Origin of the sequence: Streptomyces viridosporus (assembly GCF_002078235.1) — a bacterium.
GTDB lineage: Bacteria > Actinomycetota > Actinomycetes > Streptomycetales > Streptomycetaceae > Streptomyces > Streptomyces viridosporus.
In genome coordinates this window covers 1-11,888 of the sequence record NZ_MSGP01000013.1, presented here as the reverse complement: position 1 = coordinate 11,888, position 11,888 = coordinate 1, and the positions used below count along the sequence as shown (strand labels likewise).

The window sequence follows — 11,888 nt, the reverse complement described above, 5'->3', positions numbered from 1 at the left end:
GAGCCGGTGTCCGGCGCGGGCAGGCCCTGGACGGCGAGCGCGGACATCAGGTCGAGGACCAGGTGCAGTTTGGAGCGCCAGCGGCGGTACACCGCGGTCTTGCCGACGCCCGCGCCGGACACCGGCTCCCTCGAGAACGACCTGCGGCTGCTGTACGAGGTCACCTCCCGCGCCCTGCGCCACCCCGTCGCCTCGCAGATCCTCCCCGACCTCCAGGCCGAGGCCGCCCGCAACCCCGACATCGCCGAGGCCCTGCAGAAGGCACTGCGGGAGGGCCAGGACTCGGTCGCCAGGTCCATCGTCACGGCGGCGGAGGAACGCGGCGAACTGCGCCCCGGCGCCGACCAGGCCCTGGCCCTGGACCTGATCTCGGGCCCGCTGTACTGGCGCTCGGTGGTGATCCGCGGCCCGAAGCCGCCGAAGGGGTACCTGGCGGTGCTGGCGAGGGCGACGACCCAGGCGCTGAAGGCGCTGTGAGAGGACGGCCGCCCGTCGTCCGGGCCGCCCGTCCTCGGGCCGGTCTCCCGTCCGCCGGGTCGACCGCGGCGCGCACGGCGCCCTTTTGACCTGCGGTGGTGCGCGGGGCGCGCTCGGAGGAGGCCGGGGCGGAGGGGGGCCGCGCGGGTTATCCGCGCGCCGCCTCCGGGTGGCGTTGGAGCCAGCCGGCCCAGGCCGAGGTGATCATGTCGTCGACGCCGTGACGGGGCTTCCAGCCGAGCTCGGCGGCCGCGCGGTCGGCGGAGGCGACGACGCGCGCCGGGTCGCCGGGGCGGCGGGCGGCGATCACCGGCGGGCGGTCGTGGCCGGTGAGCACGTTGATGCGGTCGATCATCCCGCGGACCGAGACGCCCTCACCGCTGCCGATGTTGAGGGTGAGGTCCCGGCCGGGGGAGGAGCGCAGCGCGCGGGCCGCCGCCACATGGGCCTCGGCCAGGTCGACGACGTGGATGTAGTCGCGGACGCAGGTGCCGTCCGGGGTCGGGTAGTCGTCGCCGAGGATGCGCGGGGAGGCGTTCCCGGTCAGCTTCTCGAAGACCATGGGGATCAGGTTGAACGCGCCCGCGTCGGCGAGGCCGGGGCCCGCCGCGCCGGCCACGTTGAAGTAGCGCAGGCAGGCCGTGGACAGCCCGGCCGCCCTGCCGGTCGCGCGGACCAGCCACTCGCCGGCCAGCTTGGTCTCGCCGTAGGGCGACAGGGGCACGCAGGGGGTCTCCTCCGTGACCACCTCCACGTCCGGCATGCCGTACACCGCCGCCGAGGACGAGAACACGAAGGACGTCACCCCGGCCGCCGTCACCGCCTCCAGCAGGACGCGCAGGCCCTCGACGTTCTCCCGGTAGTAGTGCAGGGGCCTCTCCACCGACTCGCCCACCTGCTTCTTCGCCGCCAGGTGGACGACGCCGGAGACCCCGTGCCCGGCGAGGGCGCGCGCCACCCGCTCGCCGTCCAGGGTCGAGCCGACCACCAGCGGCACCCCGTCCGGCACCCGGTCGGCGAGACCGGTGGACAGGTCGTCGTACACCACCACCCGTTCTCCCGCCTCGGTCATCGCCCGTACGACGTGCGCCCCGATGTAGCCGGCGCCGCCGGTGATCAACCAGGTCATGGATGGCCGTCCCCTCGTCATTGGTCCCCTTTGTACCGGTGCACCGGCTCTCAGTGAAGCAGGCGCCACAGCCTGCCGCGCAGGACCGAGACGACACCGCGTGCGCCGGTCGCCACCCGCAGGGCCAGCGCGCCCGAGTGCGTGGCGTACGGCCGCACCAGCACCACGCCGTGCCGGGGGCTCGGCACCGCGCGGCGGCGCAGCAGCCCGGGTCCGGCGAGCGCGTGCGCGGTGACGCGGCGGCCCGACCCGTCCCGGAAGCGCACGCACAGCCGCAGGTCCCAGGCGCCCGTGCCGAGCGCGGCCAACCGGTTCGGCGGTACGGCCGTCTCCGCGGACCAGACGCCCCCGGCGGACGCCCGCAGGGGGACCGTGCGGCGGACGGCCACGCCGTCCCGCTCGCGGTGCCGCCACTCCACCTCCACCGACTCCGGCCCCGCCGCGGCCACCCGCCCGTACAGCTCGTGCAGGCGCAGCCGCAGCCGGAAGCCGCTCCCCGCGCGGGGGCGCAGTTCCGCGTCCACGGCGAGCGGCAACCGGGGCACGGGACGGGTCAGCAGCGGCTCCAGGGTGAGCCCGGGCAGGTCGGCCGACCAGCAGGGGGTGCCGTCCTGCGCGCGGGCGTAGGGCGGGCACAGCCGGGCCGGGCGGGCGGCCAGTTCCCGCAGGCGGGGCAGGTCGCGCGGCTCCGGGGAGGCCAGCACCACCCGTCCGATCAGCCGACCCGGTGAGACCGGGTCGCGCGTCCAGTCGTCCGCGTCGTAGTCCGCGAGGAAGGCCCGGGTGTGCGCCCACCACCGGCGCCGGTAGTCCTCGTCGCGCAGCGGCAGCTCGCGCGCGTACATGCGCAGCTCGCGGTCGAGGAACTTGGCCCGCGCCCCGCGCGCCAGCCGTTTCTGCCCGGCGTCCAGCAGGACGGCGTGGGCCGTGCGGCAGGCGTGCGTGCGGGCCCGCCAGTTGTCGATGCCCGCGCGGTCCAGCGAGATCGACAGCCGCCGGGCGGACCGGCGGACGTGCCAGACGTACACCCGGTCCGGGATCAGGGCGACGCGCGGGGCGGCGGCCCACACGCGCGCGGTGAAGACGAAGTCCTCGTAGGGGAAGCGGCCGTCGGGGAAGCGGATGCCGTGCTCGCGCAGGAAGGCCGTGGCGTAGAGCTTGTTGACGCAGAGGGTGTCGTGGACCAGGCGCGGGTGGCGCGCCGGGCGCGCGAGCACGGCGGGCGCGGCGTACAGGTCCGGCTCCCACGGCACCTCGCGCCCCGACGGCAGCTCCCGCCGTACGCACAGACCGCCCGCGACCTGGGCGCCCGCCCCGGTCGCCGCGGTGAGCAGGGCGTCCACCGCGCCGGGCGGGAGGACGTCGTCGCTGTCCAGGAACATCACGTGGGGCGAGGTCACCGCGTCGAGCCCGGTGTTGCGCGGGGTGCCGCAGCCGCCGCTGTTGACGGGAAGGCGGATCACCCGCAGGCGCGGCTCGTCGGCGGCCAGCCGGTCCAGCAGATCGGCGCTGCCGTCCGTCGAGCAGTCGTCGACGACGACGACCTCGCGCACGGCGGGCCCCTGTCCGAGGGCCGAGTGCACGGCGTCGGTCACATGGGCGGCGTCGTCGTGGCCGATGACCACGACGGAGACCTGGGAGTGGTGGGGGTGCATGGCGTCCTCGGGGCGTATGGGCGGTTCGTTGGCCTTTTGCCCGTTCGGGGACGTTCCGTACACGTCGGCACGGCGGTCGACGAGGGGGGGGCGGACGGTGGGCGCCTTCGCGCCGGCCGGTGCCCTACGCGTTCTCCGCCGCCGCGTCCAGGGCCGCGGTGAGCCGGTCGAGGTGGGCCCGCAGGGCGTGGACCTCGTCGATCCCGAAGCCGGTCGCGGCGGTGATCCGCCGCGGCACCTCCAGGGCCCGCTCGCGCAGCGCGGCGCCCTCCTCGGTCGGCCGCACCTCCACCGAGCGCTCGTCGCGCGCACTGCGCTCCCGGCGCACCAGTCCGGCCGCCTCCAGCCGCTTGAGCAGCGGGGACAGCGTGCCGGAGTCGAGTCGCAGGTGTTCGCCGAGCTTCTTCACGGGCAGGGTGCCGTGCTCCCACAGCACCAGCATCACCAGGTACTGCGGATAGGTGAGTCCGAGGTCCTTGAGGATCCCCCGGTAGACGCCGTTGAAGGCGCGGGACGCGGCGTGCAGGGAGAAGCAGATCTGCTGGTCGAGGCGGAGCCAGTCGTCGGCGGGGGCCGCCGGGGTCGTGGGAGTCGGGGTCGGTGTCATGGCTCCAGGGTAGCTCTCGGGGGCCATTGAGTTGTGCGCAATTAAATCGTGTGCTCTACTTGTGGTCGCGGAGGAGGCCGAGCAGGCCGCCCCGCCCACCAGTCATCGAGAGGGAAGGGTTTCCCCATGGACGCGCTCTACACCGCTGTCGCCACCGCCACCCACGGCCGCGAGGGCCGCGCCGTCACCTCCGACGGCAAGATCGACGTCGGGCTGAGCGCCCCCGTGGAGCTGGGCGGCGACGGCCGGGGGACCAACCCGGAGCAGCTCTTCGCCGCCGGTTACGCGGCCTGCTTCGGCAGCGCCCTCGGCGCGGTCGGCCGCGCCGCGAAGGTCGACGTGAAGGACGCCTCGGTGACCGCCGAGGTCGGCATCGGCAAGCAGGGCGAGGGCTTCGCGCTCGCGGTGACGCTGCGCGTCGAGCTGCCCGAGGGCGTGGACGGGGAGACCGGCCGCAAGCTGGTCGAGCAGGCCCACCAGGTCTGCCCCTACTCCAACGCCACCCGCGGCAACATCCCGGTCGACCTCGTCATCGAGTGACCGCCGGGCGGCACCGGCCGCCCGCCGCTCACCCCCCGATCCGCGCCAGCACCTCCCCCGTCCGCCGGCTCCACGTCACCACCACCGCCTCCTCGGGCACCCGCTGCCGGGGCGTCAGCAGCAGCCAGCGCGCGTGGTACCGGCGGACGATCGCGGCGCGGTCGGCGCGGGTCGAGCCGGGGTCGAGGTACGCGCGCACGTCGGCCACCCGCCGCTCGCGCTCCCGTTCGTCCAGGGACGCGTCCGGCCAGGCGGGCGCGGCGAGGTTCGGGCCGTACCCCGCGAGCGCGTGGACGGCGTGGTAGCCGTCGGTGATGACCACCTCGCCCGGCCCGATGTGCCGTGCGGCCCACGCGTACTCCGGCCAGTCGGGCGGCTGCGCGAAGCCGGCCGGCACCACCGCCCCGGCCTGCACGGTCAGGAACCCGGCGCAGGCCCCCGCCGCCGCGGCCCCGCCCAGCACCCGCCGCCACACCGGCCACGGCCGGGCCGCCGCCAGCTCCACCGCGAGCGCGAACTGCAACGGCACCAGCGTCAGCCCGAGGATCCTGCCGTAGGTGTAGTGACCGCTCACCCAGCCGTACGCCACCACCAGGCAGTCCAGCGCGAACATCAGCACCAGCGGATCGCGCCCCGCGGTGCGCCGCGCCCGCAGCCACAGCGCCGGGAGCCCGAGCAGCGCCAGCCAGAACTGCCCCCCGAGGTCCAGGTACAGCCGCCGGTGCATCGCGTCCACGCTGTCGTCCCCGGCCAGCGCGAACACGTCGAAGTACGGCCAGCACGCGGCGACCGCCACCGCCACCGCACCCGCGAGCGCCCACCGCCCCACGAGCGCCCGCTCCCAGTACCGCTGCCGCCCGGCGACCAGCGCCACCGCGCCCAGCGCCGCCGCCACCGCGGTGATCGGGTGCACCAGCAGGATCAGCCCGTACAGCACGCCCAGCGCCGCGTACCCGGACGGCGGGCGCAGCCCGCCCGGACCGACGTACCGCACGGCCGCCGCGTCCCGGGCCCGCGCCCCCGTCAGCGCCCACGCCCAGAAGGTGAGCCCGATCGCGAACGCCGACGGGTACGGCAGGGTGCCCGTCATCGACATCAGGCCCAGATAGCCGCTCCACCAGGCCCGCTCCGTGCCCCACAGCAGCGTCATCGCGGCGAGCGCCAGCACCGGCGCCCAGGGGCGCGGGGTCAGCACGCGGACGAAGCGGCCGATCCCGGTCAGCAGCACCAGCAGGTTCAGCGGCCCGGTGAGCCGGACCACCTCCCAGCCGCCCAGCCCGGTCAGCCGGGCGAACGCGCCCTGGACCAGGGCGAACGGCGAGTAGTAGGCGCTGCCCGCGCCCGGCAGGTCCGCCGTCGGATGCCGGGGACGCAGCAGGTCGGCCCGGAGGCGTTCGACGACCGCCGCGTGCTGCCCGGCGTCGCAGCACAGCGGCACGCGCCAGTACGCCAGCGACATCACGAGCCAGAAGAGGAAGCCGAAGAGCTGGTACGGCGTGGGGCGCCAGGCGCCGCCGCCGCGCAGTGCCGTGGCACCGCGCAGGGTGCGCCGGACGACGACTCCGGCGCTCACCGGAGGGCGGGGGAGAGGAGCGTCCGAGGCATTTGCCCAATGTTCCCGATCGGACCGGCGACATGACCCGGCGTCACCTCATCGGGTGACGCGAGGGGCGGTCCGGCCCTCAGCGGGCCTCGGCGCGCCGGCTCCGCCGGAGCTTCTGCTCCGGCAGCGCCACCCGTTCCCGGAGCACCGGCTCCAGCAGCTGGGGCACGCCCAGCACCGGCAGCAGCCAGGCCAGCACGATCAGCCGGTCGCCCCAGATGTTGATGTCCGGGTGCCCGGCCTGGTTGAGGAACCCCGTACCGGCGGCGGCGACCAGGAAGGCCCCGAACACCGGCCGCCGCCGCGCGCCCCAGGCACCGGCCGCCACGCACGCCAGGAACACCGGCTCCCAGAGCCGCCGCCGCAGCCACTCCGTCCAGAAGTTCCCCTGGAGCTGGAAGAACTCCGCCCACGGACGCTCCCGGTCGGGCCGGGCGAAGTGATCGGTGAGCAGGTCCTGCACGCTCTCCGCCATCGACGGGTGGTGCAGGACCCGGGCCAGCAGCACCGTGCCGAACACGCCCGCGCACCCCACCCCGGTGAGCGCCCGCACCGCGCGCTCCGGCGGCGCGCCCCGCCACCGCCCCCGTACGGCGATCGCCGCGCCCGCACCCGCCAGGCACAGCCCGAGGAACAGCGCCTGCGAGTGCTTGACGGTGAACAGCGCGAGCAGCGCGGTGCCCACGAGCGCGGTGCCCGCCCGGGTCCCGCGCCCCGTCAGCACCAGCGCGCAGCCCCACAGCACGGCCAGGGTGAGGGCCAGCAGCAGCCCCTCGGTCATCGGGCGCAGGGCGGTCGTCCCGCACGGCAGGACGTAGAACAGCGCCTGCCCGGTGAGCGCGAGCGGCACGGGCACCGACAGGGTGCGCAGGACCAGGAAGGCGAGCACCCCGCCCGCGCACGCGACGACCACGCCCGCCGCCCACACGCCCCAGGTCACGCCGAGCAGCGTCACGAACGGCACCAGGAACACCGGGTAGCCGGGCCGCGCCTCGAAGATCCGCATGAAGCGCTCCGGCATGAACGGCACGGTGTGCCCGCCGGTCTGCCCGGCCGCCAGCCGGGTCTCCACCTGCCGCCACTCCCGCTCCCGGCACTCCTCGAGGACGCGCGGGGCGGGGTCCGGGGCGTGGAAGCGCACCACGTCCACGTTCTGCGCGCGGTGCGCGATCGACGCCCGGCCCGCGCAGACGTAGTCGATGGCGGCGGCCGCCGCCTCCCGCTTGTCCGCGCCGCCCAGGCTCAGCGCGTACGACAGGTAGTTCTTGGTGTCGGGGGTGTCCCGGCCGGTGACGTTCGCCAGTTGCAGCAGCGCGAAGACCGCGGCCAGGAGCAGGACCCGGGTGCGCGGCCTCACGACGGCGCGGGCAGCACGGCACGGCCGGTGACCTGGGAAGGCACCGGGACCGGGTGCGCGGTCCGGTCCGGCAGCGGCTCGCCCAGCATCAGCGTGCGCACCACCCGCTCGGCGGCCCGGCCGTCGTCGAACTCGCAGAACCGGTCCCGGAAGGCGGACCGCAGTCGTGCCGCCTCCTCGTCCCGCCACGTCCCGGAGGAGAACAGCCACGCCAGTTCGAGGTAGGAGCGCGAGACGTGCCCCGGTGGCTCGGCCGTGATGTCGAAGTAGAACCCCCGGCTCGCCGCGACGGCGTCCCGGTCGTCGGCGTGGACCACGATCGGGCGGTCCAGGTTGGCGTAGTCGAACAGGAGCGACGAGTAGTCGGTGACCAGCACGTCGGAGGCGAGCATCACGTCCTGCACCCGCGGCTCGTCCGTGGCGTCGACCAGCACGCCCCGCCGGTGCAGCTCCGCGAGGCCCAGCCCGCGCGCCGGACCCCGGGCGAGGGACGGGTGCAGGCGCACGACGAGGGTGTGGCCGGGGCCCAGGTCCGCGGCGAACCGGGCCGGGTCGAACCGCTCCACCAGCCCGTCCCTGCGGTAGTCGCGGCGGGCCGGCGCGTACAGCACCACCGTGTCGCCGTCCGGGATGCCGAGCCGGGCGCGGACCGCGCGCCCCTGCTCCGGACCGGCGCCGACCAGCACGTCGTTGCGCGGGCTGCCGCTGCGCAGGGAGGTGAAGTGGCAGGGGAAGGCCCGCTCCCACACCAGCTCGGAGTGGCGGTTGGCGACCAGGCTGTGGTCCCAGCGGTCCGCCCGGCGCAGCATCTGCGGCACGTCGAAGCCGAGCCGGGCGCCGGGCCGGTCCAGCAGATCGGCGCCCGCGTACAGCAGCGGGGTGCCCTGGTGGGTGTGGATGTGCACGCTCCCCGGGCGCTTGACCAGCGCGCCGGACCAGTTGACGTTGTTGACGAAGTAGGTGGCCCGCTCGGTCACCCGGCGGTAGTCGGCGGAGTCCGGGAGCACGTACTCCACGTCCGGCGGCAGCCCGGCCGCCTGCTCCCCGTCGGCCAGCACCCACACCCCCCGGATGTGCGGGGCGAGTTCGCGCGCCGCGTGGAAGACGGCCGCCGGGTCGCCGAGCACGCCCCGGTGCGAGAACGCCGAGTACACGGCGAGGTCCGGATCCAGCGGACGGCGCGGCGGCAGTACGGACCGGGTCCGGGCGGCCCGTGCCGCCGCGGCGGTGCCCGCCTGCCGGGCCCGCCGCCCCAGCTCCCGGCCCGCCCGACCGGCCTGCCGGCGCAGGACGTACCCGGTGTAACTCCCCTCCAGCACCCGCAGTTCGGCCGGGACCCGGGTGCCCGGGGGCCGGTGCGCCCGGAACATCTCGGCCGTACGGCGGAAGAACTCACCCCGGTCGGCCGGGGGCAGGCGGTCCGGCTTGGACAGGATGTCCAGACAGTGCTCGCCCATCTTGGCGTGCAGGAAGGGCCGCCAGTGCGCCAGCGCCGGGCGGGCGTCGACGAACCGGAAGACCCGCGCGTACTGCTCGTGGACGTCGAAGTGCTTGCGGCTGGTGGTGGACAGGATGCTGCCCCGGCGGCGCTGCCGGTAGTACAGGCAGATCCGGTCCAGGGTCGCGATGCGCTCCGCGCTGAGCAGCACCGGGAAGGTCCAGGGCGTGTCCTCGTAGTAGCCGGGCGGGAAGGCGAAGCCCTCCCGCTCGACGAAGTCGCGGCGGTAGACCTTGTTCCACACCACCATCAGCAGGTCGAGGATCCCGGGTCGCTCGGCGGCCGTGAAGACGTCCTCGGTGGCGAGCAGGTGCGCCAGCACGTTGCGGCGGGTGCCGCCCCACCAGTGGGCGCGGGCGTAGTCGAAGACCAGCACGTCCGGGTCGCCCGTCTCGTCGAGGCGGTCGGCCAGCGCGCGCAGCGCGCCCGGGGTGAGGGTGTCGTCGCTGTCGAGGAAGAACAGGTAGTCGCCGCGCGCGTGCGGCATGCCGGCGTTGCGGGCGCGGCCCAGGCCCACGTTCTCGGGCAGGTGCAGCACCCGGACGCGCTCGTCGCGGGCCGCGTACGCGTCGAGGACCGCTCCGCAGTCGTCGGGCGAGCGGTCGTCGACGGCGATCACCTCGAGGTCCAGGTACGACTGCCCGAGCACCGAGTCGAGGCACTCCTGCAGGTATCCCCGCACCTTGAAGACGGGGACGATGATGCTGAAGCGGGGCACGTCAGCTCCTCACCAGGGCGGCGGCCGCGGGGGCCGGGACACGTTCCGCGAGCGGGGTCACGGGCGGGAGCGCCTGCGGCGGCTCGCCGAGCAGCACCCGGCGCACCACCCGTTCGGCGGCCCGCCCGTCGTCGAACGGGCAGAACCGCTCCCGGAACCGGGCCCGCAGCGCGGCCGACTCCGCGCCCGCCCAGGAGCCGTCCCGGAACACCCGGGCCAGTTCGTCGGGGGTGCGGGCCACCGGTCCGGGCGGCTCGGCCATCAGGTCGAAGCAGACGCCCCGGGTCTCCCGGTAGACGTCCCAGTCGTCGGCGTACACCACGATCGGGCGGTCCAGGTTGGCGTAGTCGAACATGATCGACGAGTAGTCGGTGACCAGCGCGTCGGCGGCCAGGCACACGTCCTCCGAGGAGCGGTGCGCGGTCACGTCGATGATCCGGCTGGCCCGGCCGCCGCCCCCGCGGCCGCCCCGGTCGTAGAAGTAGTGGGCGCGCAGCAGGACGACCACGTCCTCGCCGGCCGCCTCGCAGAACGCCTCCAGGTCCAGGCCGGTCTCGAAGCCGGTGCGGTGGTCGCGGTGGGTGGGGGCGTACAGGACGGCGATCCTCCCCTCCGGCACGCCGAGCTCCGCGCGGACGCGGGCCACGTCCTCGGCGCCGGCGGTGTAGTACACGTCGTTGCGCGGATAGCCGTACTCGAGGTGCTCGTAGGAGCCGGGGAAGGCGCGCTCCCAGGTGCGGGTGGAGTGGGGGTTGGAGGAGAGGTTGTAGTCCCAGCGGTCCACCCGGCCCAGCAGCTTGGTGAAGCTGCCGGTCGCGGCGGCCACCACCGGGTACGTCGACTGGTCGACGCCCATGGTCTTCAGCGGGGTGCCGTGCTGGGTCTGCAGGTGGACGCTGCCGGGGCGCTTGACCACGCCCTCCGCGAAGTTGGCGTTGTTGATCAGGTACGTGGCGCGGGCCAGGACCTCCCAGGCGCGGTGGCTGCCGAGGACGGCGTACTCGACGCCCTCCGGCACGGTGTGCGCCCGGTCGGCCTCCACCAGGAACACCCCCCGGATGTGCGGGGCGAGTTCGCGGGCCCTGGCGTGGATCGCGGCCGGGTTGCAGGCGTAGCCGCGGCCCCAGTACGCGCAGTACACGGCGAGGTTCGGGTCCAGCGGGCGCCACCGGTGCACCCGGTACAGCAGCCGGGTGCGCAGGCCCCGGGGGCGCGGCACCGCCGTCACCGCCCGCGCCACCGCGCGGCGGGCGTCGCGCAGGGCGGCGAACGCCGTGTAGGAGCCGGCCGCCAGCAGCCGGTGCTGCACGCCGAGGCTGCCGCCCGGGAGCCGGTACCCGGCGGGCCGGTGTCGGCGGTGGAGCAGGCTCGCCCGGCGGAAGAACGCGCGGTGCCCCGCCGGGAGCCGCCGGGGACGGGCGGCCGTCTTCAGCACGGCGGCGAAGAGCTGCTCGAACAGCGGCCCCGACCGCTCGGCGGACAACCCCAGTTCGGCGGCGCGGGCGAGCACCAGCTCGGTCTGGTCCAGCAGTTCGGCGTGGTGCGGACCGGGGAGGTTCAGCCGGCTGCCCTGCCGGCGCAGCAGGTGCCGTACGACGACCGAGCGCAGCACTGCCACACGCTCGGCGCTCAGCATCGCCAGGCCGCCCCAGCCGATGTCCGTGAAGTGGCCGTCGGGGAAGGTCAGTTCCCGTTCGGTGACGAAGGCGCGGCGCCAGGCCGCGCTCCACGCCGGGAGCTGCACTCCGGTGAGGTGCGGGGCGCGGCCGGGGGCGAAGGCGCCGTCCGGTGCCTTCGCCAGCAGGGGGGCGGCCGGGTTGCCCGGTTCGCCCTCCCACCAGGGCGTGCGCTCGTGCTCGAAGCAGAGCACGTCCACCGGCCCGGTCCGGTCCAGGCGCGCGTCCAGGGCCGCCAGCGCGCCCGGTACGAGGAGGTCGTCGCCGTCGAGGAACAGCAGGTACGTCCCGGTCGCCCGCCGCATCCCGGTGTTGCGCGCCCCCGCCAGTCCGGCCGACGGCGGCGCGTGCACCGGGGCCACCCGGGAGTCCCGCTCGGCGTACCGGGCGGTGACGTCGGACGCGGGGGACCCGGGGGCGTCGCAGACGGGGATCAGCTCGAAGTCACCGAAGGACTGGGCGAGCACCGAGTCCAGCGCCTGGGCCAGCCGGCCTGCGACCCCGTGGGACGGGACGATGATGCTGAAGCGGGGCATGCTGCTCTTTCCGTTGGGGTTCTCGTGACGCCCGTCGCCTCAGCGGGCGGGGCGCCGTCCGGGCCGCCCCGCCGGCCGCCGGGCGGGCGGCC

At 75.4% G+C, this 11,888-nt stretch carries 8 protein-coding genes and 1 pseudogene; 2 read left to right on the top strand and 7 right to left on the bottom strand.

The genetic code is table 11. The features are described 5' to 3' along the window. Positions 1 to 93: 93 nt before the first annotated feature. Positions 94 to 477: pseudogene (locus B7L92_RS01105) on the top strand (TetR-like C-terminal domain-containing protein); the annotation flags it as partial. Positions 478 to 625: 148 nt separating this feature from the next. On the opposite strand, the gene galE reads toward B7L92_RS01105, so the two are convergent. From galE to B7L92_RS01090, 3 genes are all read right to left on the bottom strand, one after another. Further along, complete coding sequence (gene galE, locus B7L92_RS01100; protein WP_081235624.1) at positions 626 to 1,606, bottom strand: UDP-glucose 4-epimerase GalE; 981 nt, start codon at positions 1,604 to 1,606, stop codon at positions 626 to 628. Between the two features lie 50 nt (positions 1,607 to 1,656). Then, complete coding sequence (locus B7L92_RS01095) at positions 1,657 to 3,261, bottom strand: glycosyltransferase family 2 protein (protein ID WP_081235623.1); 1,605 nt, start codon at positions 3,259 to 3,261, stop codon at positions 1,657 to 1,659. A 124-nt stretch (positions 3,262 to 3,385) separates the two neighbouring features. Further along, entirely contained in the window at positions 3,386 to 3,868 is a 483-nt protein-coding gene (locus B7L92_RS01090; protein ID WP_081235622.1) for a MarR family winged helix-turn-helix transcriptional regulator, read from the bottom strand. 126 nt (positions 3,869 to 3,994) lie between these two features. Here B7L92_RS01090 and B7L92_RS01085 point away from each other — a divergent pair, with 126 nt between their 5' ends. Further along, positions 3,995 to 4,408 (top strand): organic hydroperoxide resistance protein, encoded by a 414-nt coding sequence (locus B7L92_RS01085; RefSeq protein WP_081235621.1) that lies wholly within the window; start codon positions 3,995 to 3,997, stop codon positions 4,406 to 4,408. Positions 4,409 to 4,436: 28 nt separating this feature from the next. Here the strand turns inward: B7L92_RS01085 and B7L92_RS01080 are convergent, their stop codons facing one another. The 4 genes from B7L92_RS01080 to B7L92_RS01065 form a co-directional block, all read right to left on the bottom strand. Continuing rightward, complete coding sequence (locus tag B7L92_RS01080; RefSeq protein WP_081235620.1) at positions 4,437 to 5,981, bottom strand: hypothetical protein; 1,545 nt, start codon at positions 5,979 to 5,981, stop codon at positions 4,437 to 4,439. Between the two features lie 109 nt (positions 5,982 to 6,090). Next, entirely contained in the window at positions 6,091 to 7,368 is a 1,278-nt protein-coding gene (locus B7L92_RS01075) for a hypothetical protein (RefSeq protein WP_081235619.1), read from the bottom strand. Next, the gene (locus B7L92_RS01070) at positions 7,365 to 9,584 is read right to left on the bottom strand and encodes a bifunctional glycosyltransferase/CDP-glycerol:glycerophosphate glycerophosphotransferase (protein ID WP_081235618.1); all 2,220 of its coding nucleotides are present in this window, start codon (positions 9,582 to 9,584) and stop codon (positions 7,365 to 7,367) included. The genes B7L92_RS01075 and B7L92_RS01070 overlap by 4 nt, the downstream gene beginning before the upstream one ends. A 1-nt stretch (position 9,585) precedes the next feature. Then, entirely contained in the window at positions 9,586 to 11,796 is a 2,211-nt protein-coding gene (locus B7L92_RS01065) for a bifunctional glycosyltransferase/CDP-glycerol:glycerophosphate glycerophosphotransferase (protein ID WP_081235617.1), read from the bottom strand. Between the last annotated feature and the right edge of the window lie 92 nt (positions 11,797 to 11,888).